Origin of the sequence: Mesobacillus boroniphilus, assembly GCF_018424685.1 — a bacterium.
Lineage (GTDB): Bacteria > Bacillota > Bacilli > Bacillales > Cytobacillaceae > Mesobacillus > Mesobacillus boroniphilus_A.
Window position 1 is genome coordinate 979,399 of sequence record NZ_QTKX01000001.1, and the last position, 23,249, is coordinate 1,002,647.

The window sequence follows — 23,249 nt, forward strand, 5'->3', positions numbered from 1 at the left end:
TAACGTTACCTCATTTCAACTCTTCGGGATGCTCTTTAATATGCTTTTGATTCTTAATCTCTTTAAAAATATTATCCGAGCTGTTTGATTGTGCAGGCTGGAGGTTCACTGCTGGCTTCGTTTGGGCAGCTTCTATCAACGTTATCAGCATTTGAATGTCCTCTTTAGTTGCGTATTGTTTTTCAGGCTTTAACATATATCCTAACTGGCCATTTGATTCAATCGTCGCCCATTTTAAGTCACTGAAATTTTGAATACTTTGCTGTCTCAACCTTACCTCAAGCATATCAACTGTTAATCGAAGCTTTTTTAAATTGCTTTCATTTAGTTGGCCATTCTCAACCACAAGAAGTGACTTTCCGTAAATAAAGGTCTCTAGAGCATCATATTTCAGAACGATATATTCTATAAAAATAAGAGTGGTGACCATTAAGAATGTTATAACCATGGTAATCCATATGTTTCGCTCACTCACCGGCTGAATAATCAATGAACCAACTGCGATCATCATGACAGTCTGTGCTACCGTTAGCTGTGAAATTGATTTTCTTCCAGCTAAGCGCAAAATCAGCACTCCTCCAATGACAATCACAACAGATTTCCATATAAAATTTAAATCCAAAACATTCACCACCCTATAAAAGCAATCAATAAGTATGTTGCTAAAAAATGTTAATTATTATTCGTGTTAGAACGTTGTGGACCAGAACTTAATAAATTTACGGAGTTACTGAGAGGGAGGGAAGAGCCGAATCAAACCTTGCAGAAAGAAAAAGGGGGGGAATTGTTCTTACACTAATTTGGAAAGGAAAGAGGAAAAGGCTAAACCAGGGAAAATCTTGGTTTAGCCTTTTTATTTATATTATCGAATTTGGAAATATAGGGAGAGTCTATGATGACCAATATCAAAGATAAAGACTAGCAATTCCGCCTAACAGTAGAAGAATGGTACCTGTTAATAAAGCTATTTTTGTTGAACGATTTGATTTATGGAAAATCCTTAAGAACATCCGTCAACACCTCACTTACAATATTTCAGCTAATTTAAATACGATTATTGAATGGAAAAGTTTCAGATATTACAGAAATGTGCTCCTTATTCAGCATTCCAAAGTGAAAAAAATAAGGATGGTTCCGTTTCGGAAACCATCCATGTTTGTAGCCCATTATTCTCCGTCAAGCATTCTGAAGACTCCGCCAAGGACACTGCCTTCGCCTTTGTTTTGTCCTCCACCTTGTGGAGCAGCAGCAAATACTCTGCTGGCAAGGCGGCTGAATGGAAGTGATTGAATCCAAACAGTACCTGGTCCTCTAAGTGTCGCGAAGAAAAGTCCTTCTCCGCCAAATAAGGCTGTTTTAATTCCCTTTACCATTTCGATGTCATAATTTACTTCGCTGGTCATTGCAACAAGGCAGCCAGTGTCCACTTTGATGACTTCTCCTGGTTGAAGTTCTCTTTTATGTATCGTTCCTCCGGCGTGGACAAATGCCATCCCGTCACCTTCGAGTTTCTGCATGATGAAGCCCTCTCCACCGAAGAAACCAGCTCCAAGCTTCCTTTGGAATTCAATCCCGACTGAAACGCCCTTGGCCGCAGCCAGGAAAGCGTCCTTTTGGCAGATAATCTTTCCGCCATTTTGACTTAAATCCATTGGAATGATCTTACCAGGGTAAGGGGATGCGAAGGATACATGCTTTTTATCTTGGCCAGTATTGGTGAATGTGGTCATGAAAAGGCTTTCGCCCGTCAATAATCGTTTTCCTGCTCCAAACAGCTTTCCAACCAAACCGCCGCCGCTTCCGGATCCATCGCCAAAAATCGTTTCCATTTCAATGTGCTGATCCATCATCATCAGACTGCCAGCTTCAGCGACTACGGTTTCACTCGGATCCAGCTCAACCTCGACAAATTGCATGTCATCGCCATAAATTTTATAATCAATTTCATGATTTCTCACAGCTTTTCCCTCCAAACAACAAATTAGCTTTTCATTTTTATTTTACACTTTATATTTGCTGATGCAGAATTTTTTTAGTTAGATTATGAGTATTCCTAAAGCCTAAGTAGGGGCAGATACATGGTGAAAAATGGTCACTAGAAAGATTCTATAAGCCCAAATTCGAGAAGCGAACTTGAAAAGGTCACATAGAAAATTTCTATAAGCCTGGATTTAATTCTCATTATCGTCCATAATAACACCTTCATCAAATGGAATCTCTCGACGTTGGGTGACACCGTATTTTTTATAGGTAATCCTTAATAGATGAATATCATTTTCGGGAGTCGTACCATTGTATTGGACAGCTAATATCAAGTAAACGTCCTTGTCGACCTGGTGATTTTTAACATCTATGAGATCCTCGGGTAGTCCTTCTTGTAGTACGGATTCCTCATCCAGACCTTTTATATTTTTTGTTTTTGCTATATAGGGTTTAATCCTGAATTCATCATCATCTTTGGCGACAATTGTTCCATCTTTCTTAATGAATTCAACTTTTTCTAGGGTTGGTTTCCCGATGCCTTCCCAGGTAAGGTCATAGCCCAAATAGAATGTACTTCCGTCCTTGTAATGGTCGTACCCCATGACAGTATGGCTCCATTTTGTGAAATCTCCATCACGGCTGACATAGTCAAATGTCAAAAAGGGTGCAATGCATACAATAATAATCATCAACATGATAACAATTAATCTCTTCATAAAAAGCCCCCTAAGCAATCCTCAAATTCAAATTAAATATATTTTCACAGTATTAAAATATGTCTTGAAAAGCCTGAAGTAACAATGGTTGATATTATTTTCTCCATCTTTCCAGAATTCTCCTTCTTCATAAAAAATAATATAGAAGAGCTTCAGCCAATATGGTAAGATTTTCTTTAAAAATAATTAGAAAGTTGTGTAAGCATATGATTGAAAGTTTCCTAGTGTCATTATTTGGAGAAGAAAGGGAAATTAGAGTCTATTTGCCTTCAAATGGGCAGGACAAGAAATATCCCGTTCTTTACATGCATGATGGACAGAATGTGTTTGGAAATGAAGAGGCGATTGGCGGTGTTGCACTGGAACTGGATAAATATTTGGAAAAGAACGATATGGAGCTCATCGTCGTGGCGATTGATCAGAAGCCAGGGGAGCGAGTGAATGAATATTGTCCATGGATAAATGGTGAATACACAACAAAGCTTCTGGGCAAACCGAGTTCTGAAGGCGGGAAAGGCAAGGAATATGTGGAGTTCATTGTGAACGAATTGAAACCTCTCATAGACTTGAAGTATAGTACGGATCCCGGTGAAACCTATATGGCCGGTATCTCATTGGGTGCATTAGTCACAACATATGCTGCATGCACTTATCCTCATATTTTTAAAAGAATAGCAGGACTTTCATCCGGTTTTTACCGTAATCAGGAGGAAATTGAGCAGTTGTTGAAAACTGCAGATTTATCTCAACTGGAAAAAATATATTTGGATTGCGGTACAAAAGAAGGAGGCGAGAAACTCGCCAAGCCATTCCTGGAGACGAATAAAGCCGTCTTTGAGATTATCAGACAGAAAGGAATCGCAGCAGAACTAAAAGTCGTTGAAGGAGCAGAACATAATTATCAAACCTTCAAAAAACGGATACCAGAGGTTATATCTTATTTATTATCATAAGCAAAATGGGGAGGTTCTTTTGCTTTTTCTGTTAAAGGGCAGAAGGCAGTGGGAGTCCTGCATTTTTTTGAATTATTTGGAAACATATTCATCCATTTTACGTCTGATTGTAAAAGGGGTGTAATTATTATGAACTATATTTTTATGGTGCTCATTATTTCTGGGGTTTTCCTAGTAGGCTGTTCGAATAATGGATTGTCAGGGGCTGAGCCACCAGGAGCTTTTGTTAAAATTGGAAATGAAAAATTCGAAACGGATTTAGGTACTTATTGCTGGAAAGCTACTTGTGTTGATACCGCTGGACCAGTCGAGCGTTTAGAAGGCAAAGAACCCATAATCGTAAAAAAGGGGGAAACAATCTCATTCGAAATGGATTATGACCCAAAGCCGAATGAAATCCACTTAATCCAATATAATGATAATCAAGAAAAAGAAGTTATGGTCACTGATAACAAAATATCAGCACCAACTGAGCCAGGGATTTATTATTATTCCTATGGCGTATGGTGGATGGATGAAAAAGAGGCACACGTATCACATGGAGATGCTTTTTATGCGTTTGTGTTAGAGGTAAAGTAAAGTCTGAAGCCAATGTCTACTGTTTTTATTGAAAAGAATTCGCTCTGTTTTTTCTTAATTTTGTGATAAATTAATATTTATGGGGGTCGGATATATTGATAAAAGAAAAACTGCAGGGTTTAGCTATTATTAACGCCTTATTAGCTTTACTGGGAATTATTTTAATTGCGTTTAGCGTAGATTTCGGGACATCTAAAGCAGACTCCTGGTTAGCCAGTCGGGGTGGAGCGGACACAGCCTATTACCATCTTATTGTTGAGAGTTACATTAATAATTTTCTGGTAAGCGGAGGTATTTTATTAGGTTTCGGATTAATTAGTTCTACCCTTGTTTATTATAAAATTTATAGTTCTAAGGGTTAAGATTTAGCGAGGCACATATAAAATAGGGGAAGATGATCCATGTTTGGTATTAGTAATTTCGAAGTGTTTTTGGCAACAGCGATCCTGCTCAATTTAACACCTGGTACAGATACGATGTACATCGTGAGCAGAAGTATTTCTCAAGGCAGGACAGCAGGGATTTACTCCGCTTTTGGAATTTCTTCTGGAATCGTTGTCCATACACTCCTTGCAGCTTTCGGATTATCAGTCATATTGACGCAATCCACCTTTTTGTTTAATGCTGTTAAAATTGCTGGAGCCATTTATTTGGCATATCTGGGGATTCAGATGTTAATGGCAAAAAGCAATGCAAATGAACAAAAAACCATGCCAATCCAAAGCAATAAAAAGATCTTTTTACAAGGAATGATCACGAATGTAACCAATCCAAAGGTGGCTTTGTTTTTCCTTGCATTTCTTCCGCAATTCATTCACGCTGATGCAGGTGTTGCAAGTCCAATACCCTTCATCATTCTAGGGATGACCTTCACTCTGACCGGCGGAGTCTGGTGTCTGTTGACTGCCTATTTTTCCTCGATGGCAACATCAAGGCTGAGAAAAAATGCTAGAGCCGGGACGGTCTTAAACAGACTGACAGGTATTGTTTTTATCGGAATGGGCATCAAACTGCTTAACACGAAAGTTGCATCATAAAAAGGGAAACGGTGGAGCTTGGACATAGTGCCAGGCTCTATTTGGTATTATAGTAGATAATAAGAATCGAAAGCAGGAGAGAATAATGGGAGAAGCACTGGAAACATTCCGAAAGCGGATGAACAAAATCAAGGAAGATATCTTTATTATAGCTGAGGCATACAAACACCCAGACACACCTTTTTATATAAAGCTATTCGCAATAATTGTTGTCGCCTATGCTTTCAGTCCGATTGATTTAATTCCTGACTTTATACCAATCCTAGGTTATCTGGACGACCTCATCCTTGTTCCACTGGGAATCGCTATCCTATTAAAATTAATACCAGATCATATCATTCAGTATTCACGTGAAAAAGTGGCTGCATCTGGAAAGGTTAAACATAAGAATTGGATAGCAGGAACGATCATCGTCTTGCTCTGGGCTCTCATGTTATATTGGATGGTTGATTTTCTTGTTAAGTAAACTGATAAAAAGCAAAAAGAACGTTTCTTCATAGCGGCAACTTTTCTTTCTTGAGGTACCTGGCAGATTACCTGAAGAGGATGCTGTTAAAAGATTGGAATAGAAGGTGGAAGAACGGGACTATAAAATTAGATTATTGTGTTTTGAAAAATTTGATTAAGTGATTCAGGGTAAAAACCCGATGTACGTGAAATACAGTTTGTAAGGAATACTAGAAATTTAACTAAAATAAAAAGGAACTCAATTAGAAACTATTCTGCCCTTTCATACGTATAGAAAATGTTACATAATTACATTCAAGTGGAGGGAGAGGCTTAATGAACAAGAAAATCAAAGGTCAGAGTAAAGAATCTGAAGATGGTTGGAATCGAACCTTTTTTGGAAGTCCTACACTTGGTGGTTTTGTTGTCGTAGGAATCATAATTGCTTTTATTGTTTTTAACATTATTTTTAATTAGCAGGTTAGGTGAAAATACGATCACTGCCGAACTGGAATTGTTTTGCTCCATTAAGTGACATGACAAATAGGCAAAGAATAAGAATCTTTACCTATTAAATGCACTTAAAATGAATTAGTATTTTTTATATCTTATATAATCAAAGTTTGAGGTGGGAACCTGTTTTATAATCTTACCTTTTTCATCCCTATGAACTTCATATTCCCTGTAAGTTTCAACGATATATCCGTCCACTTCATTGTCTTGATCCTTCTCATGTACGTACTCCAATTCGGGTATAATCGTTTCTAAAATTTCATCGGTTGTTTCTGGATCAACAATTGCACCGGTTTCTAAAGAATCAATGTCAGAGTTTTTCTGAGAAATTTGAGGACTGTTATAGACCAAATAAATACAGAGTAGCAGTAAACCTGATAACCCGATCATTTGTTTCAATATAATTTGCTCCTTTTGTTGAAGTTACAATTAATCAATATGCTTGTCCGGTGATTAATATAACTATGTAGTAGTCAGTACCAGAAAGTTTATAAAAGGAAGTGAAATATCACTTGGGGTAGAAGGAGAAATGAATAATGAAAAATATAGATTTAAAACTGTTTAAAATACCTTTTGGCTTTTTCCTAATAGGGGTCTTGTTTTTAATAATTGGAGCTAGTGGAGAGAAAAATGCCATTAATTTCTCAAGACCCTCAAATGCAGATTCGTGGTCAACTTCATTGAGCTTAATAAATGCTTTCACATATGTTCCAATGATTATAGGAGTGAGCTTTTTAATCTTATTCATAAGCACTTTTTCAATAACGTATTTTCATTGGCAAAATAAGCAGTAAAATGCTTTTAACTGATAAAGATATCAGGAGACCATTTGGGAATGTATAAAAGAGGAGGAATGTGCATGGAATATAAAGAACATGACAGAACAACAGGTATTCTGTTAATTATATTGACAATCTTATTGGCAGTCTCAGCAGTAGTGTTCTATCCGATTTTACGCATGTTTCCTCATTGGAATATTTGGCTTTTCATATATGGCTCAATTCAAATAGGATTTATACTACTATTCATTTCTGGGGTTAGATCTATCGTAAAAAGAATCAAGGTGTTTTTGGTCTTTGTTAACTCTATTTGTGTAATTCTTAACTCGGTTTTAATATATTACTATTTATTTCCTCGTAGTATTGCTTGAAGCACTTATAAAGTATTGGTACTATCTAGAGTTTACTTTTTTGTTGAGTTAACGAAGTAGGAAATAGTGTTATATATTTATGAAATATAAATTATGTTCTCTATAGGAGAGATTTTATGTCAAAGTATGTTAGCGTTTTCTTGTTAACTCTAATGCTAAGTCTAATTTTCTTCTTTATATTTGGTTCTTTCTTTATGGGCGGTGGCGATCCCGCAGAAGAAATGTTATTAACAATAGGAACAATAATTATCATTCTTCTTTCATTTCTAATATCACAGATCAACTATTTAATCGATTTGATTAAAAAGAAACGCTGACTCCTTATTTAACACATTGCTGCATTGTGCCTTGAACGAATTACATTCTCTGTTGTAGAACATTTTCACAAACTCAGGCTAGTTGTAGAAAAATTGCAGGGAGGGAAAAAAACTGTTTATTGGTCGTACTTTATATTTATTGGGGATGGCTTTTGTTTTCTTTAGTATATTGGGAATTATTATGGTTCCTTTATCAGATGGTGGTGGAGATATTTCTCTTCCGATATTTGCTTTGCTGAATGGATTAATTGCAATGGGTGTTGGAGAAATTGTTATAGATTTAAATCATCGGCGAAGGGTTGAAAAGATGGACAAAGAATAGGGACTGTCTATTCTCTGTCCTTTTGACTTGCGGACCAGTTTACAAAAAAAGTTGAAGTCGCATTGAATATTTAAGCCTTGGAGGTAAAAAAAATGTACGAATATAAATTTGTAGAGACTTCTCTCGGGGGATTTTTTTCTTCACCAACACATAGGGAAACCATTAGTGAATATGCAGCTGATGGATGGAGGTTAGTACAAGTTTTACCTTTAGCGTATAATGGACACGGAAAACCCACTTCTTATGAAATTATCTTCGAAAGACCAGTACTGGATTAATTTGTCATTTCCTGCCATTTTATCTGGTCATGAGGAACGAAATCTGCAATGAATAACTGTCTATACACCGAGGGGCTTTCATATTTATCACTAAATGAAAATACAGTCGAGATCGCAAAAGAAGTAGGTATTGTAGAAGTCAAACGGGACAAGAAAAAAAGAGGTTTCCTAAATGTTTACGAAAGTATTCTAAAAGCAATGGACAAAGGAAGGATAGGTTTCAAACGGATATATGTAAGATCTTAAAATTCAGCTTCGCATATGGGTGTCGATCCAAGAGGGATTGACGCTCTTTTTGTTAGAGTTACTTAACTAACGATGCAGTAATCTTTAATAATACCGTTGAAGATATAGTATAAATAACTTTCACCATGAGAAACTACAAAGTAAAACAAGGTGGGATTATTTTTGATAAGTAAAGTTGTGCTTTGGACAATACTTATTGCTCCATGGTTCACATTATTTTTATTAAAAAGGGAAGATGTTAAACGGTTCATGCCTGTGGCGATATTAGCTTCATTTTTAATGGTTCTTTACAATTTGATAGCTTACAATCAAAACCACTGGATAATTAAAGTGTCAATTTTACCATGGTTAAAGCCTGCTTTTGCTTCAGGTATATTGGGTGCTTTTTTGGTTGTAACCATATGGATTTTTTACTTTACATACGGAAAATTCTGGATTTATTTAGTAACTAATATTGTATCGGATTTTATGTTCGCTATTTTCCCATTGCATTATTTACTTCAGGAAAAATTAGGGATATATCAATTGGTTAACATAACTCCTTGGGGCCGTTTTGGTATTTTCGTCACACTTTCAATTGTTATTTATGGTTACCATTTCTGGCTAGAGGAAGTGTTTAAGCTCACTACTAAAGAAAGGGCACGAACATAATAATTTGCTTTATACACAGGTATTAAAACCTATCATTTGCTTACAAATTAATTTATTTGTTTTGTTAAACTTTAGGGTAGCTTAAGTTCTAGAAGATTGAGAAAACATAATAAATCAGAGAAATGGCATGCCAAAACTGATAGTCAGTTTACACGCCATTTTCTTTGTCATTTATTAAAAAGTTGTGGCAGGTTAGAAGGTTTTCCTTAAATTCTTCACTTACCCTTTCTGAATCGTAGGCACAAACGGAAAGAAGTTTTGTTTCGGTCACAATAACATCAGCTTCTCTTTCAGAAGCCACTAGTTTTTTGCTTACCTCCCACTCATCCCTCCATTCTACATGTGCCCAGCTTCGGATAACTAAAGCGAGTTCTGAATATCCTTCAATTAAGTTAGGGAGGAAATTGAAAATAGAATTAAGCCTAAAGTCTCCTTGGGCATAATAAAAGTCGAAATTATTGATGAACTTTACTTTTTCTAAACGACTATCATTCAACAACACTGTTAGTCTTTTTTTTATCAATGGTGCAATTCGGTCATTTTCTACGATAATGGAATATTCATCCCGTTCTAATCCGGAAAGAACAAAGTCAACCACATTAGAAATATAAAGGTCCTGATTTTGGAAAAAATATACCCCATGTCCCCTGGATAGGTTTGCAAGTTCATTAACTTCTTTTAAATGGGCACTTTCCAAATTATCCCCCCTGTTAAATTGTAGACATATAACACACTATCATCAAAGTTTAACATACTCTGATATTCTTTTGGGTTCATATTCCAAAATCCCCCTGTGAGGAAAACGTTAATTAAGCTACTGAGCTGCAATCATCAAAAGTTTTAGTGAAAAATGAAAATGGGAAGGTTTAATTGTCACCGTGGTGAACAAAAAAACCTTCCCATTCTTATCCTTATTTCTTAAACTTCTCAGGGAACTGCTTCACAACTGCATCAGAAATTGCATCGGCCATCATGATGATATGGGTTATTCCGTCATCAATTGAAACAATTCGTGCTTGCCAATCTTTTTTCAAGCTTGCAGTTAAGTCATCTGCCACCAATTCCAGATGCGTGTACATTAACTTTTTTACTTCTTCATTTTTTAAGTTAGGGTTGGCGCTGCTGAGGAAGGCTGCGATATCGTCTGCATTTCTGTACCATTCCTTGTTTAGCTGATCCAGCTTGGCTTTATCTTCACTTTTAGCTGCTTCAACAATTCCGCCGGCAATGACAATATGCTCCTTAAGCAAATCCGTAAGTTTGTTTCCGGCTTCCTCTCCGTATACAGGTTTGATTGCATTTCCGATATCCTCCTGGTTTTTCAGGAGTCTCTCAAGCACCTCTTTTTGATCCTCCGCACCTGCTGTTGTTGCGCTTGTGATATAGTTGCTTGTCCATAATACATGGTCAACCCATAGTCTGCGGAAAGCATTTTCGAACTTTACCTCAGATTGGGTAATACATTTGTGCTGTGGTTTGGCGTAGGCAGGGGCTGATCCGGCCATCATATTCAGCGGCAATAATAAAATAAAACCCATCAACAATAATTTTTTCATTGTACCTTCTCCTTCTTGGGGTAGTAACATCCTCCTTTATTATTTATACATGGCATTACTTTTATCCAAGAGATAGTACAAAACCAAAAGACCGCCAAATGGCGGCCTTTGTGCTAATTATCTAATGTAATCTGCTAAGATCAAAATACTGGACAGTCTTCCCATCACGGTCGAACTGGATGATCAGCTCGTGCTTGTTAAATTGATAGATGAATTGTCCGCATGTCGCGCTTTCGTAGCAAGAGACATTCTTGACATCATTTGGGTATCCATAGACATTGATAACCTGGCTTTTTTCTTTTGGAAGGGAGCCAAGCTTTAAATATTCCGGATAGACTTGAAGTCCGAATACTGATCCATTTTCCATGTTGAAATTCACGCGAACTCCTGCACCTTCTCCATTATAATAAAGCGACCTGATATTCAACTGGTCTTCGGTTTTCACCGGCTTCCCGAATTGCTGCAGGAGCTGGCTGTATGTGAAACCAACGTGGACATCAAGAACATGAAGATTCTTACTCGTTACAATATAGGCATCAGTGATTCCGTTTTTACGCAACAGCTTTTTTTGCTTCTCCGCATTTACTTTTTTCGAAAAAACACCAGCCTGGATGCAGTAATAAGTTTTATTGTAAATAACCTTTGTAATGACGGTCGCTTCAATTCCTTTCTTTTTCAGATTAGCGATTTGCTTCGTTGCATTATCTTTCTTGGAAAAAGAACCCGCTACAACTGCATACATCGGTTCCGATTCTGTCAGGCCAGGGAGGAGCAGTTTTTGGCCAATATAGATGGTGTTGTTCTTTAACCCATTGAAATCCTTTAATTCCTGGACAGTCAGGTTGTGCTTTTTAGAAAGGCTGTATAATGTATCCCCCTTTTTAACAGTGACATCGTGATCATCTGCATAACCAAAACCATTGGTGAAAAAGAGTAATGAAATCATCAACAAGACACTCAACCCAAGCTGCAATAAACGTTTTATCTTATTCATTTTTTATCACCTCAAATAGTTTGACGAGATGATTACGGCAGAGTTTCGAAGGGATAAGCCCAATTTTGAGTGATTGGATAAATGGGTCCTGAAAGTGGAGGAGGCCTTGAAACAACTATTGACATATCGAACTGTAACGTTTAAGATTACAGTATTAATATTTTTTAATTTTATTGTTTTCCAACTGTAATTTTTATTTTTACAGTTAAACGAAGGAGCTGTGGATCAATGGTAACTTTATATATCACTTCAAGCTGTGCTTCATGCAGGAAAGCAAAAGCCTGGCTGCAAGAACATCAGATTGATTTTATCGAAAGAAATATCGTATCTGAGCCACTCACTGTAGATGAAATCAAATCGATTCTTCGGCTGACAGAGGATGGAACGGAAGATATTATTTCTACAAACTCTAAAACTTACAAGCAGTTGGATGTGGACATTGACTCTCTTCCGCTGAATCAATTATATGATCTAATCATAAAAAATCCTCAAATACTGCGCCGCCCAATCATCCAGGACCATAAACGATTGCAGGTTGGGTATAATGAAGAGGAAATCCGCAGTTTCTTGCCGCGCAAGCTACGTACATTTACTGGCTTTGAGCTGGATAGCATTGCGAATTAGTTATAATAAAATCAGCTTAAAGGCTGGTTGGTATGTAGCATTTTACAGAACAAATAGTTACCTTTGTTAGGAGGCAGGCAATGAACAGCGATTTTACCCTTGCCATTCACAGTTTAACCTTACTTGCACTGCAGCCGGACAGAATGTCTACAAGCGAAGCCATTTCAGAGAGCGCAGGGGTTCACCCCGTACGGATCCGCAAAGTGCTGGGCTTGTTAAAAAAACATGGATTTATCAAATCAAAAGAAGGAACCGGCGGCGGATTCATTTTTGCATTGGATTTAAATGAAGTAAACCTCTGGGATATATACAAGCTGACCTCGGAAGGTGCACTGCAGCCAAAGTGTCCTGACTCCAATGAAAAATGCTTGGTCGGAGCGAACATGCACAAAGTCCTGTTTGCCATTTTCATAGGTGCCGAGGAACATTTGGGAAAATATTTAAAGCACTATTCCATCAAGGAAATAGTTGACCTGGTAAAAGAAACGAATTGTGACTAAGGAGAAATTGACGTCTTCTTAGTTGGTAAATGTAATGAAAATTATTACAGATTAAAATGAATGAGGTGACTTATATGTTGTCCAATAATAACACGATTTTAAGAGTAGGCGATTGGATTAAGGGGAAATCCCGTAATGGAGAATTATTCATCGGATATATAGAGTCACTTGATATTTTGGATGAAAAGGTTAATGCAACAATCACATCAAGTGATGATGAATCCATGGTAGGCAAAACCATTCCGATAACAACAAACGGAGTGAAAAAACTGCCTGACCCGAAAGTGAAAAACAAAAAACAAATACAATATCTAATTGATTTGGCGCTGGCCACTGGAGATGAAGAATGGTTCATGGAGCTTTCTGAAAAGCTGAACTCGATGAGGGAGCTCGTCAAAGGTGTGTAAAAATGAAGACGGTCCTCCTTTTTTAAGGGGGACCGTCTTTTTGCTATTTCATTCCAAGTGCTTTTTTAGTAGCTGGCCCGGCAACACCGTCAACCTTGAGTTTCTTCGCTTTTTGGAATTTCTTTACGGCCGCTTCTGTAGCTGGACCGAATACACCGTCGATTCCTTTTGTGTTGTAGCCCCTGTTTGTCAGGGCCTGCTGAAGCTGCTTCACTTCAACTCCTCGCATGCCTTTTTTAAGAACAGTGCTTGTTGGTGCAGCGATCACGGGAACGGCAGCCTGGCCTGTAACCTTATATCCGTTAGCGGATGCGATTGCGTTAAAGGATTTTTTTGACGTGGTGATGACAACCGGAGTATTTACCTTCACCTGATCATAGAGCCACTGTACCTCGTTATCGTACATCCGGACGCAGCCGGCACTAACATATCCGCCGATTGATTTAGGATTATTGTTGCCGTGGATCGCATAAGTTGTTCCCCATGTTCCTCGCGCATTTATGCCGAGCCATCTGTCGCCAAGCGGATTCCTTGAGTCACCACCAGGGATATTCCCGCTGTAATAAGGGCGATTCTTGATTTTGTTAACGATTTTGAACTTGCCCTCGGGCGTATAAGAAGCTTTCCGCCCAGTTCCCACCTTAAACGTTTTTACCAGTTTATTATTTTTGTAATAAGCCAGTTGATTGTTAGACTTATTGATGATAATCATGTCTCCGCCAGCAGCCTCTGCAGGTGCCTCAAAGAACAACAGCGATACTAGAAGCATTATCGAAAGCAGCAACTTTTTCATTCGCCAACCCCCTTGATTTCATTTGCAGGCCTATCTCCCTAAAGCGGTCTACGGCCGTGCAATTGGTATACGTATTTACACTCTTATTAACGATTTTTTCTCATAAAAGTTACATATTTTACCGTTATATGGCAGCAGATTGTTTCTTGGTTTTATGACAAAAAAATCGAATTTATGTCGTTTTATGGTGGTTTTTTTATAAAATAGAGGTTCAACTTTCGTGATTTTTCCCATAATGGTAGGGAAGGAGTGGGAGTGTTGAATCATTACTTATCAATTGCAGTAGAGTTAACGAGCGGCTTTGTATTTTTATTTATCATGACGAAACTACAAGGGAAAACGCAGTTCTCTCAAATAACACCGTTTGATTTTATTTCCGCAATTATTCTTGGTGAGCTTGTAGGAAATGCCATTTATGACCATGAAGTAAAGATCGGCGAAATCGCCTTTGCCGTTGCCTTGTGGGGAGTGCTTGTTTATGTTACAGAAATGGTTACACAAAAGTTCCTCGGTTCACGGAAGCTGCTGGAGGGGGAGCCTAACATTGTGGTGCGAAAAGGAAAGATTAAATTCGAGGCTTTGAAAAGAGCAAAGCTGGATATCAATCAGCTGCAGAGTCTTGTCAGGCAGCAAGGCTACTTTTCACTTCGCGAAGTAGAATATGCAATCATCGAAACGAATGGAATGGTCAGTGTCCTGCCAAAAGCGGATTATGACACTCCTAAAAATAGTGATATGAAAATCAAAGCAGATGATCCAAACTTGCCAATCAACATGATCCTGGATGGGGAAGTAGTTCGCGAAAACCTAAAAGAAGCCGGTTTCAACGAGCAGTGGCTGAAAAATGAATTAGAGAAACAGAAAATCCATCATTTTGAGGATGTGCTTTTTGCGGAATGGATGGAGAATGAACCACTCTTTGTGTTGGAATATGAGAAGAAGGCGAATGCATAGTCAAACTTAGTTGATCAATTCTTTTTGCAGCACAATTTTAACCAATTATATGTCCTGAATTAGCGAACAGGGAATATAATCGTGGCAACAGGATAAAACATAATAACTAGGAAAAAAACAGCTGAACCGAAAAAGAATCGAGGTTCAGCTGTTTGGTTATAAAGGAAGACGGGTTCGAAAAAAGCTGCTGGCATAAAGTTCGGTTGCAGAAACGTTGGAGCCGCAGCTGAAATATGTTGCTGGCACGAAGAACGGTGGCAGAACGAGGGAAGCCGTGCCCAAAAATCGGTGCTGATACCCAATTTAGCATTTCTCTACGTGAAACAATATTCTTGTTTAAATAGGATTAATATCTTTCCCCCGGCTTTGAAGATACAAAAAAGCATTTGTCCCCCAATAGGCTAGAATCGCAAGACTGATTTGAAGAAGGTAAATATGAAACAAATTCATTCCTTTATAAAGGATTAACAATCCAAATTGTTCCCACCCAGCAGCGGTAAGGGTTCCAACTACAGCGAACAAAAGCGTGACAAGATAAAAATTGCGGTTATGACGAATTGAATATTGATAGGCAGCCATAAAGATAATAGGTACCAATACCCCATCAACCGGAATGCTTACTGGAACATAAGGAATAAGATGGTATGGGTGATCCCAAATATTGTTCCGGGTAAAGTAGATATCAAGATACACAAGAAACATATGGTAGGTATAACCAAAGAAAGAAATTTGGAAGATGCGTTTTCGATCGATGAATATCAAAGTAAGTGCAAGTGGAATCACGAAAAAAAACACATTCGCCCAAAACTGCCACGTGCCGAAGTGACCAAATGATCTCCAAAACTCAAGCGTCAGATCCATAATCTTATCATCATATCGATCAATGTCTTTTATCATAGATACTTTTGACATTATTAACACCTCATTTACCAGTTATCGGTATTATGTCACAGAATAAAAACTTCTACTCAAATTGAAAATGGTGGTTAACATCATCAAATTTCAGTAACATTCAAGACATTAAGGTTGGAAAATAAAAGATATGAATGATAGACATTTTAAAAAATATAGGTTGTTTTTATTCTGGAGCTACTTCAATCGTTTTTTCTGTATGGTCATGTATATTGCCTTTTTCTACATGAATTTTCACAATGAAATGCCCTTTCGCAGGGAAGGTGTAATCAGCGGAATAAGTGCCAGATGAAACTTCCTTCGCGTCTATGAACTGATGTGTTGTTTCGTTCTCTTCCCAGATTTCAAAACGGACATTCGCCCCGGAAATAATATGTTCCTCCTGAGCAATCTTGACGGTGAGCTCAGCTGGTTGATTGCTTTTTATGGTCGAAGGTGTATGAAATTCGAATGCAACTTCGCTATTGTGATGGTCATTATGTTCGAGATTGGAATGTTGACCCTCGGTACCATTTTCCTCATCAGTAGTTTGGTCGTGTGCTAATTCGTCACCTTCTACAATTACTTCTTTCTTTGGCATGCTGTGCATCCGGTTTGCCGTTGTGTGAGCCACAATGGTATAACTACCGCCTTCGTTAAAGGTTTTCTTGATGGAATAGGTACCGTCTTTTTCGTTATGTGCCGGGATCATTTCATGGTCTTTCTGGCCTGATTTACCAATTTCAAATTTTACCTCATCTGCATCTTTGACTTTTTTCTCTCCCTGAATTACCTCTGCTTTGATTGTAATCTCCTGATTTGTCTCGATTTTTTCAGGCGTGATAATCGATACCTCTAATAGTTCAGGAACCTTCTCAATCGACTCTTCTTCCGCATCCTGACCTGCAGAACACGCTGTTAACAGAACCATGACTATAATAAAAAAGAACATTATTTTCTTCATAAATACTAAACTCCATTCGTCAATTTTATTTCTCAACAATCATAAAGTGCAAATGTGATAAATGTATGAAAATCTGCCGCGGGATAAATTTTTTTGGTTAGTTACTAATTGAACGGGAAAATTAATCAGGGTGATGTTAATGTACAAGAAGATTTTCCACTTGTTTATATTAAGTATCTTAATATTTGCGATGAAAATCGAAACTGCGAATGCAGGTCATGATATGCCAAAACCATTGAAAGAAACCTTCCGTGAGATTGGATATAAAACAGTTGAAGAGGCAGTGCAAGAATTTGAACTGCACATTTGAAATTACCTTTGAGAGTTCCGCCTATAGACTTTACCCATCATTTTGGAAGGTGTAATGATTTAGATGGGGAAGTAAATGACTCTTTAGAAATTCAGTTTATAAATGAAAACTCGGCTGAACGCCACTATAAAATTGATGTTCGTCCTGTTGACTACAAGATTCCGATGAAGGCTAAAAACATCTATAGGCTAAAGAACGGTCACGATGCTCTATATACAAATGTTCCAGGCTTTAACCTGTTTGTCTTTGAAAATGACGGCTGGCAATATATCCTCAGCATTGATAAAAGAGTATCCGATCAGGTGACGCCAGAAGTATTCGTTGAGATAGCGAATTCTATAGGTGTTTCGTTTGAATGAATAAGGAGTTGAACCAAATGAATATGATGGTTCAGCTTTTTTAGGTTTGGAAGCGGTGTTATTTAAAACGAAGAAATCTGATTACTAGGTAAGATACCGATTTTAGTTGTAAAGAAACTCATATTTAATAGTTATAAGGTGTTTAGATTGGTAGAAGTAAAAAAGGGTCACTTTGCTTTTTCCCAGGTAACAAAAAAGGATTTGGCAGAATTTAAAGCGAAATAAGTTGTTAGTTTTACTAGTATTTATGAGAGTAATTTGGGAGGGGCTATCGTTGCCTATATTATTGGTTTTCTAGGTGTCCAAAACGTTTTTTTGATAGGCTTAAGCACCGCTATTTCGAAGGTTTTCAAATTTGAGAAAGGGTTATCTGCTACATTCAAAAACAGTGTGGTATTAATCAATTCCGGCAATTTCGGATTGCCTGTCAGCCAACTTGTTTTTCAGGATAATTCATTGGGTTTATCGATTCAGATTGTGGTGATGATCTTTCAAAATCTGCTTACCTACACTTATGGAATATTTAATTCAGTAACAGCACAGAGTAAAGGGTTCCAGGCGTTGAAAATCTTTTTCAAGAATCCGGTGATCTACGCTTTATTGTTGGGGGTTTTCTTCAGGGCAACATCGATAAAAATTCCGGAATTTATCTGGACGCCAATAGAAAATACATCTAATGCTTTTTTGGCATTCGCGCTCATTACACTAGGGGCGCAGAGTGCTTACATAAAATTTCATCAACTATCAACTCCACTGGTACTGACTCTTATAGGCACGCTAGTAGTGGCACCTTCAATTGCTTTTGTCAGCATTTTTATTCTAGGCTTAGAAGGTACAGTTGCACAGGCGCTTTTCATCGCAAGCTCGTTCCCGACTTCAAGAAATAGTTCCCTCCTGACCCTGGAATATGGAAACCATCCCGAATATGCTGCCCAGGCTGTTCTATTAACAACTATATTCAGCATGTTGACAGTGACTACTGTTATATATCTATCTAATATTTTATTTTGAATACAAGTAAATCTTTTCTTGTTAGGTAATTAAGCCATTAGCTGGAAGCTAAATCATAATAGCGTTGATAAAATTTGAGCATCCGATGAAAAAGTTATGCAACCGGAAATAAAAGTAGTGAAACCGGAAATAAAAGTGGTGAAACCGTAGATAAAAGTGATGCAACCGTAGATAAAAGTGATGCAACCATAGATAAAAGTCGTGTAACCGGAGATGAAAATGATGCAACCGTATAATAAACGAGTAAAACTTGGAATAAAAGTCTTCAAACCGGGATTCAAACTCAAAAAAGGGGATTATATTTAGAGAAGTGGTTTCAAATCTTTTAAACTGGTAATCAATCTGTCCCAACTGGTATTAAAATTGGGCTCACTGGAATTATATTTGGGCCAACTGGTATTAAAATCGTGTTAACTGGTATTAAAACTGTTGCAACTGGTACTAAATACTGATAAAGCCGGTATTTAAACTCTCTCTGTCTCTAAACACGGCCCTATAAAATAAAAGAAGCTGAACCAACATCATGCTGGTTCAGCTTCTTTCATTTTTCACCATGGAAAATCAATTTTCTCTGCCAATTCCGGAAAATCAATGAACGGGTTGCGGTTTCCCTGGATATAGTAGATGGCCTGATTGCGGTGTTGTTCGTAAAGGGTCGGCGGGAATTCTTCATTCCAGCGGGCGAGCAGCGGGATATCGACTTTCTTTTTGAATTCGTTCTTAACTCTTCTGGGATATCTAAGGAAAAAGTAGAGCATTGCCCGGGCAGATGCTCCTTTGCCATGTTCGGGTTCGAACTCGAAGCCTGATTTGACTCCGCAATTGTTCTGAATGGGTTCATCGTCCGATTCAGGATTGTAGAAATCAAAATCGGCAAATGGGTAGTTTGAACGGGAGATATTGCAATCGGGTTCGCAGACAAACAGGTGGTGAAGGTCACCTTTCATCGGCTCGGCACCTTCGAACCAGGACTGCGGAACAATATGCTCGGTGTTCATCTTGAAATGATCCTCAAACACCTTTAGTTCCTTGATTGAATCAAAACCATTCACCTGAATCTTCCTTGATCTCCGTCTGAACTCATCATATTTTTCCCTAAGTGTTTCGTTATCCTCAATCAACAGTGACTCGGGATCTTTCATCTGGCTAGAATAGATACTCTTCGCGGAACCATCGGGATATAAATCCACCCATGTGTACAGATATAAATCCTTTGCCAGGAAGTAGGGGAGCTGATTTTTATGTGACTGGTATACGATAGTATGGAATTTATAAAAGAGCGCAAGACCTGATAAATCTAAATCCTGGGCGCCACGGTAGTATTTCTTGATATCCAGCCCATCCTGTTCTGGATCATAGTAGAGTTGCTGGTTACTCTGGATGTTGCGACGGTTTTCCTTCAGGATGGTCAGCAGCTTTTTCAGATCGAGCGAATCATACTTATGGTCCCAGCGGTCATTCTGACGTTGCTGTTTTTTATATTTGGACATACCGAACTCCTCATTGGTGTCGTCATATAACTATTTTACCCCTTAATGGTTTGTCCTTCAAAGTCTTGAATGGGAAAGGTGATAAGTCGAACAAAGAGAATTCAGTGGAAAAGCCAGTTCAGTCCTAAATGGAATTCTCCTTCAATTTTAATCCTAAAATCACTTAATCAGCTCAAGAAGCATTTCCTTGTTTCGCTCTGAAAATACTTTGTTATGGGAAGAAACCATGGCTGACTGCGAAGCTGCCGGTTCTATGAACTGCTTTGCCTTATTAACTGCGTTGGCTGCATCCTGGAAGGTCCCCGCAATCAAATTCAATTTTCCTTCATGCTTTAAAATATCCCCAGCTGCAAATAAGCCGGGCACTGAGGTTTGGCTTGTTGGTGTTCCGTCTATGTAAAAGTCTTCAATCATCTTCGGTTCAAGCTCACTATTTTGGAGCAAGGATGCGTCCTGGTCAAAACCGTGGTTGACGAGTACATCGTCTACAGGCAGGCGAAGGACTTCACCAGTTTTCTGATTGGTTATTTCAACATCGGCAATAGTTGTTCGGTTTTGGTCAGCAATTAAATTGGTAATGCTTGAATGGAACAAACATTCCACAGAACTGTTCATCATTTGGGTCACTTGAGATTCATGTCCACTGAAGCAGTCTCTCCTGTGAACCAAATAAATCTTTTTAGCAACGGGCTCGAGCGCGTTTGCCCAATCAATCGCCGAATTGCCTCCACCCGAAATGACAACCGTTCTATCCTTAAAATATTTGAGAGAATTGACCATATAGTGAAGGTTGGATAACTCAAATTTTTCCGCACCTTCAATATTGAGCTTTTGCGGTTTCAGGATCCCACTTCCAATAGCCACAATGACAGATTTTGAATAGTGAATCTCTCCAGAAGCTCCTTTTAGTAAAAATAAATCCCGTTCCTTGCTGATGGATTCGATTTTTTCATTCAACACTACCTCAGGGCTGAACGTCATCGCCTGCTCCTTTAATTGTTTGATTAAATTCGCTCCTGTAATAGGGCCAACGCCGCCCACATCCCAGATCACCTTTTCTGGATAAACATGAATCTTCCCGCCAAGATCGTGCTGCGCTTCAATTATTTTTGTTTTCATCTCTCGAAGGCCTGCATAAAAGGCAGAATATAGTCCAGCAGGTCCGCCTCCAATAATCGTAATGTCATAGATTTCAATGTTTTCCATCGGAAACACTCCTCGAATGTATTGTACGAAACCTTAATGTATACGGTAACAAAATGAAGAAAAATGAAATTTTCACAAATCTGTCATTGACTGAATAAAATTATAGCTTTATAGTATTCATTGTAACCGACACTGATAATCATTATCAATGAGAAAATGAAAAACTTTGGAGGGATGATGAATGGTTCGATTATACACAGACCAATTGAATGTGGGATACGGGGAACGCACAATTGTGAATGACCTGACTTTAGAGATCCCCGATCAGCAAATCACGATTATCATCGGCCCGAACGGCTGCGGAAAATCGACTTTGCTTAAATCGATGTCACGAATCATTCCCCATCAGTCTGGCTCTATTTTCCTGGATGGTGCGAGTATCTCTAAAGAAGATACAAAGAGTCTGGCACGAAAGATGGCAATTCTTCCACAAACACCTGAAAGTGCAGCCGGCCTGACTGTAGGGGAATTGGTGTCATATGGACGCTTTCCTTATCAAAAGGGTTTTGGGAGGCTGACGAAGAAGGATCTGGAAGTCATTAACTGGGCTCTCGAAGTGACGGGGACGGCGAGTTACAAATACGAGCCTGTCGATTCCCTGTCCGGCGGGCAGAGGCAACGTGTGTGGATCGCACTCGCACTCGCGCAGGAAACGGAAATGATATTCCTAGATGAACCAACGACCTATCTGGACATGGCGCATCAGCTTGAGATTCTCGAGCTACTGCAAAAATTGAACAGGGAGCAAGGCAGGACGATCGTGATGGTTCTTCATGACTTAAACCATGCTGCAAGATTTGCCGATCACCTGGTTGCCTTGAAAGCGGGAAGCATCGTGAAAACCGGGTTGAGTGAAGAGGTCATCAATAAGGAAGTGCTCAGAGAAGTTTTTCAAATTGACGCTGAAATCGGGAGAGATCCACGTACAAATAAACCGATTTGCATCACGTACAACTTACTTAAAGGAGAAGAAGAAAATGAAGAAATTACTTATGCCATTCCTGCTTATGCTGGTGCTTGTTCTTAGCGCTTGTGGAGGCGGAGAGAAAACAGAAAAATCAAGCGAAGAAAAGAAAGAAGATACACCAGAAACAATCACTTATCAATCTGAAAATGGTGCTGTAGAAGTACCTGCAAATCCAGAAAGAGTCATTGTTCTCTCTTCTTTTGCTGGAAATGTGATGGCCCTCGATGTGAACATTGTTGGAGTGGATGCCTGGTCAAAAATGAATCCACGTTTTGAAAAATTGCAGGGCGTCGAAGAAGTGACAGATGAAAACCTGGAGAAGATCATTGAATTAAATCCAGACCTGATCATTGGTCTATCTAATATCAAAAATGTCGATAAGCTAAATGAAATCGCGCCGACTGTGACCTTTACATACGGAAAGCTCGGTTACCTGGAGCAGCACCTGGAAATCGGCAAGGTGTTAAATAAAGAAAAAGAAGCTCAAGAGTGGATTGAGAACTTCAAGGCAGACTCTAAAGCTGCTGGCGAAGAAATCAAAGCAAAAATTGGTGCAGACGCAACGGTTTCTGTTATCGAAAACTTCGACAAGGAATTGTACGTATTTGGCGACAACTGGGCTAGGGGAACGGAAATTCTTTATCAGGAAATGGGTTTGAATATGCCTGAAAAAGTGAAGGATGCAGCTCTTGAACCTGGTTACTATGCGATTTCCCCGGAAGTACTGTCTGAATACGCTGGTGACTATGTTGTTTTCAGCAAGAATGCAGAGGGAGATACTTCCTTCCAGCAAACCGAGACTTATAAGAATATCCCTGCCGTAAAGAATGACCGTGTATTCGAGGTAAATGCGAAGGAATTCTATTTCAATGATCCTCTTACACTCGAATATCAGCTGGAATTCTTTAAAAAATCGTTCTTGAACCAATAATAAGTAGCAGGAGGAATCTTTAGGGATTCCTCTTCTTGCTGGATAGGAAATGGTTAAAATGATTCAGTTGGGAATAACGATATGGGGTATCTTAATACAG

General features: G+C 38.5%; 31 protein-coding genes and 1 pseudogene. 20 read left to right on the top strand and 12 right to left on the bottom strand.

Translation table 11 applies throughout. From position 1 onward, the window contains the following. Positions 1 to 10: 10 nt before the first annotated feature. The 3 genes from DYI25_RS04930 to DYI25_RS04940 all read right to left on the bottom strand — a co-directional run bounded on the left by DYI25_RS04930 (position 11) and on the right by DYI25_RS04940 (position 2,699). Positions 11 to 631: a DUF421 domain-containing protein gene (locus DYI25_RS04930; RefSeq protein ID WP_342032474.1), complete on the bottom strand. Its 621-nt coding sequence runs from the start codon at positions 629 to 631 to the stop codon at positions 11 to 13. Positions 632 to 1,166: 535 nt separating this feature from the next. Further along, positions 1,167 to 1,958 (bottom strand): TIGR00266 family protein, encoded by a 792-nt coding sequence (locus DYI25_RS04935; protein ID WP_213367325.1) that lies wholly within the window; start codon positions 1,956 to 1,958, stop codon positions 1,167 to 1,169. 213 nt (positions 1,959 to 2,171) lie between these two features. After that, on the bottom strand, positions 2,172 to 2,699 hold the full coding sequence (locus DYI25_RS04940) for a hypothetical protein (protein WP_213367326.1): 528 nt from the start codon (positions 2,697 to 2,699) through the stop codon (positions 2,172 to 2,174). A gap of 206 nt (positions 2,700 to 2,905) precedes the next feature. Between DYI25_RS04940 and DYI25_RS04945 the strand changes: the two genes are divergently transcribed. The 6 genes from DYI25_RS04945 to DYI25_RS04970 all read left to right on the top strand — a co-directional run bounded on the left by DYI25_RS04945 (position 2,906) and on the right by DYI25_RS04970 (position 6,192). Then, positions 2,906 to 3,652: an alpha/beta hydrolase gene (locus DYI25_RS04945; RefSeq protein ID WP_213367327.1), complete on the top strand. Its 747-nt coding sequence runs from the start codon at positions 2,906 to 2,908 to the stop codon at positions 3,650 to 3,652. A gap of 129 nt (positions 3,653 to 3,781) precedes the next feature. Continuing rightward, positions 3,782 to 4,231 (top strand): hypothetical protein, encoded by a 450-nt coding sequence (locus DYI25_RS04950; RefSeq protein WP_213367328.1) that lies wholly within the window; start codon positions 3,782 to 3,784, stop codon positions 4,229 to 4,231. 95 nt (positions 4,232 to 4,326) lie between these two features. Further along, positions 4,327 to 4,593 (top strand): hypothetical protein, encoded by a 267-nt coding sequence (locus DYI25_RS04955; RefSeq protein ID WP_213367329.1) that lies wholly within the window; start codon positions 4,327 to 4,329, stop codon positions 4,591 to 4,593. 39 nt (positions 4,594 to 4,632) lie between these two features. Continuing rightward, positions 4,633 to 5,268, top strand: coding sequence for a LysE family translocator (locus DYI25_RS04960; RefSeq protein WP_213367330.1), 636 nt, complete (start codon positions 4,633 to 4,635; stop codon positions 5,266 to 5,268). Positions 5,269 to 5,353: 85 nt separating this feature from the next. Beyond that, on the top strand, positions 5,354 to 5,734 hold the full coding sequence (locus tag DYI25_RS04965) for a YkvA family protein (RefSeq protein WP_213367331.1): 381 nt from the start codon (positions 5,354 to 5,356) through the stop codon (positions 5,732 to 5,734). A gap of 317 nt (positions 5,735 to 6,051) precedes the next feature. Then, the gene (locus tag DYI25_RS04970; RefSeq protein WP_213367332.1) at positions 6,052 to 6,192 is read left to right on the top strand and encodes a hypothetical protein; all 141 of its coding nucleotides are present in this window, start codon (positions 6,052 to 6,054) and stop codon (positions 6,190 to 6,192) included. 114 nt (positions 6,193 to 6,306) lie between these two features. Here DYI25_RS04970 and DYI25_RS04975 read toward each other — a convergent pair whose 3' ends face one another. Next, entirely contained in the window at positions 6,307 to 6,627 is a 321-nt protein-coding gene (locus tag DYI25_RS04975) for a hypothetical protein (protein ID WP_213367333.1), read from the bottom strand. A gap of 137 nt (positions 6,628 to 6,764) precedes the next feature. Between DYI25_RS04975 and DYI25_RS04980 the strand changes: the two genes are divergently transcribed. From DYI25_RS04980 to DYI25_RS04995, 5 genes and pseudogenes are all read left to right on the top strand, one after another. After that, complete coding sequence (locus DYI25_RS04980; protein ID WP_213367334.1) at positions 6,765 to 7,022, top strand: hypothetical protein; 258 nt, start codon at positions 6,765 to 6,767, stop codon at positions 7,020 to 7,022. A gap of 818 nt (positions 7,023 to 7,840) precedes the next feature. Next, positions 7,841 to 8,017 carry a hypothetical protein gene (locus DYI25_RS04985; RefSeq protein WP_213367335.1) on the top strand — a complete coding sequence of 59 codons (177 nt, stop codon included), beginning with the start codon at positions 7,841 to 7,843 and terminating at the stop codon, positions 8,015 to 8,017. Positions 8,018 to 8,109: 92 nt separating this feature from the next. Then, complete coding sequence (locus tag DYI25_RS04990; RefSeq protein ID WP_213367336.1) at positions 8,110 to 8,295, top strand: DUF4177 domain-containing protein; 186 nt, start codon at positions 8,110 to 8,112, stop codon at positions 8,293 to 8,295. Positions 8,296 to 8,331: 36 nt separating this feature from the next. Further along, a pseudogene (locus DYI25_RS22375) lies at positions 8,332 to 8,541 on the top strand (DNA alkylation repair protein); the annotation flags it as partial. A 162-nt stretch (positions 8,542 to 8,703) separates the two neighbouring features. Next, positions 8,704 to 9,192 (top strand): hypothetical protein, encoded by a 489-nt coding sequence (locus DYI25_RS04995; protein WP_213367337.1) that lies wholly within the window; start codon positions 8,704 to 8,706, stop codon positions 9,190 to 9,192. 148 nt (positions 9,193 to 9,340) lie between these two features. Here DYI25_RS04995 and DYI25_RS05000 read toward each other — a convergent pair whose 3' ends face one another. The 3 genes from DYI25_RS05000 to DYI25_RS05010 all read right to left on the bottom strand — a co-directional run bounded on the left by DYI25_RS05000 (position 9,341) and on the right by DYI25_RS05010 (position 11,742). After that, on the bottom strand, positions 9,341 to 9,889 hold the full coding sequence (locus DYI25_RS05000; protein WP_213367338.1) for an MEDS domain-containing protein: 549 nt from the start codon (positions 9,887 to 9,889) through the stop codon (positions 9,341 to 9,343). A gap of 214 nt (positions 9,890 to 10,103) precedes the next feature. After that, positions 10,104 to 10,748: a glycosyltransferase gene (locus DYI25_RS05005; protein WP_213367339.1), complete on the bottom strand. Its 645-nt coding sequence runs from the start codon at positions 10,746 to 10,748 to the stop codon at positions 10,104 to 10,106. Positions 10,749 to 10,869: 121 nt separating this feature from the next. Then, positions 10,870 to 11,742 carry a LysM peptidoglycan-binding domain-containing protein gene (locus DYI25_RS05010; protein WP_213367340.1) on the bottom strand — a complete coding sequence of 291 codons (873 nt, stop codon included), beginning with the start codon at positions 11,740 to 11,742 and terminating at the stop codon, positions 10,870 to 10,872. 228 nt (positions 11,743 to 11,970) lie between these two features. On the opposite strand from DYI25_RS05010, the gene spxA reads away from it, so the two are divergent. The 3 genes from spxA (at position 11,971) to DYI25_RS05025 (ending at position 13,273) form a co-directional block, all read left to right on the top strand. Further along, complete coding sequence (gene spxA, locus DYI25_RS05015; protein ID WP_213367341.1) at positions 11,971 to 12,366, top strand: transcriptional regulator SpxA; 396 nt, start codon at positions 11,971 to 11,973, stop codon at positions 12,364 to 12,366. A gap of 80 nt (positions 12,367 to 12,446) precedes the next feature. Then, positions 12,447 to 12,866 (top strand): RrF2 family transcriptional regulator, encoded by a 420-nt coding sequence (locus DYI25_RS05020; protein ID WP_213367342.1) that lies wholly within the window; start codon positions 12,447 to 12,449, stop codon positions 12,864 to 12,866. Positions 12,867 to 12,940: 74 nt separating this feature from the next. Next, on the top strand, positions 12,941 to 13,273 hold the full coding sequence (locus tag DYI25_RS05025) for an IDEAL domain-containing protein (RefSeq protein ID WP_213367343.1): 333 nt from the start codon (positions 12,941 to 12,943) through the stop codon (positions 13,271 to 13,273). Between the two features lie 43 nt (positions 13,274 to 13,316). Here the strand turns inward: DYI25_RS05025 and DYI25_RS05030 are convergent, their stop codons facing one another. After that, the gene (locus tag DYI25_RS05030; RefSeq protein WP_213367344.1) at positions 13,317 to 14,066 is read right to left on the bottom strand and encodes a L,D-transpeptidase family protein; all 750 of its coding nucleotides are present in this window, start codon (positions 14,064 to 14,066) and stop codon (positions 13,317 to 13,319) included. 258 nt (positions 14,067 to 14,324) lie between these two features. Between DYI25_RS05030 and DYI25_RS05035 the strand changes: the two genes are divergently transcribed. Beyond that, positions 14,325 to 15,020 (top strand): DUF421 domain-containing protein, encoded by a 696-nt coding sequence (locus tag DYI25_RS05035; RefSeq protein ID WP_213367345.1) that lies wholly within the window; start codon positions 14,325 to 14,327, stop codon positions 15,018 to 15,020. 336 nt (positions 15,021 to 15,356) lie between these two features. Here the strand turns inward: DYI25_RS05035 and DYI25_RS05040 are convergent, their stop codons facing one another. Together DYI25_RS05040 and DYI25_RS05045 are read right to left on the bottom strand one after the other, a co-directional pair. Further along, positions 15,357 to 15,932 carry a CBO0543 family protein gene (locus DYI25_RS05040; RefSeq protein WP_213367346.1) on the bottom strand — a complete coding sequence of 192 codons (576 nt, stop codon included), beginning with the start codon at positions 15,930 to 15,932 and terminating at the stop codon, positions 15,357 to 15,359. A 166-nt stretch (positions 15,933 to 16,098) separates the two neighbouring features. Further along, positions 16,099 to 16,875, bottom strand: coding sequence for a FixH family protein (locus DYI25_RS05045; protein WP_213367347.1), 777 nt, complete (start codon positions 16,873 to 16,875; stop codon positions 16,099 to 16,101). 139 nt (positions 16,876 to 17,014) lie between these two features. On the opposite strand from DYI25_RS05045, the gene DYI25_RS22380 reads away from it, so the two are divergent. The 3 genes from DYI25_RS22380 (at position 17,015) to DYI25_RS05055 (ending at position 18,555) form a co-directional block, all read left to right on the top strand. Continuing rightward, on the top strand, positions 17,015 to 17,185 hold the full coding sequence (locus tag DYI25_RS22380) for a hypothetical protein (RefSeq protein WP_249745245.1): 171 nt from the start codon (positions 17,015 to 17,017) through the stop codon (positions 17,183 to 17,185). Then, complete coding sequence (locus tag DYI25_RS05050; RefSeq protein ID WP_249745246.1) at positions 17,182 to 17,544, top strand: hypothetical protein; 363 nt, start codon at positions 17,182 to 17,184, stop codon at positions 17,542 to 17,544. The genes DYI25_RS22380 and DYI25_RS05050 overlap by 4 nt, the downstream gene beginning before the upstream one ends. A 258-nt stretch (positions 17,545 to 17,802) precedes the next feature. Then, complete coding sequence (locus DYI25_RS05055) at positions 17,803 to 18,555, top strand: AEC family transporter (protein ID WP_342032475.1); 753 nt, start codon at positions 17,803 to 17,805, stop codon at positions 18,553 to 18,555. Positions 18,556 to 19,103: 548 nt separating this feature from the next. On the opposite strand, the gene DYI25_RS05060 is transcribed toward DYI25_RS05055, so the two are convergent. After that, entirely contained in the window at positions 19,104 to 20,045 is a 942-nt protein-coding gene (locus DYI25_RS05060) for an endonuclease I family protein (protein WP_213367348.1), read from the bottom strand. A 159-nt stretch (positions 20,046 to 20,204) separates the two neighbouring features. Continuing rightward, the gene (locus DYI25_RS05065) at positions 20,205 to 21,251 is read right to left on the bottom strand and encodes an NAD(P)/FAD-dependent oxidoreductase (RefSeq protein WP_213367349.1); all 1,047 of its coding nucleotides are present in this window, start codon (positions 21,249 to 21,251) and stop codon (positions 20,205 to 20,207) included. 181 nt (positions 21,252 to 21,432) lie between these two features. Here DYI25_RS05065 and DYI25_RS05070 point away from each other — a divergent pair, with 181 nt between their 5' ends. Both DYI25_RS05070 and DYI25_RS05075 read left to right on the top strand, forming a co-directional pair. Continuing rightward, the gene (locus tag DYI25_RS05070) at positions 21,433 to 22,278 is read left to right on the top strand and encodes an ABC transporter ATP-binding protein (protein WP_213367350.1); all 846 of its coding nucleotides are present in this window, start codon (positions 21,433 to 21,435) and stop codon (positions 22,276 to 22,278) included. Next, complete coding sequence (locus DYI25_RS05075) at positions 22,229 to 23,149, top strand: iron-hydroxamate ABC transporter substrate-binding protein (RefSeq protein ID WP_213367351.1); 921 nt, start codon at positions 22,229 to 22,231, stop codon at positions 23,147 to 23,149. Before DYI25_RS05070 ends, DYI25_RS05075 begins: the two co-directional genes overlap by 50 nt. Positions 23,150 to 23,249: the final 100 nt, after the last annotated feature.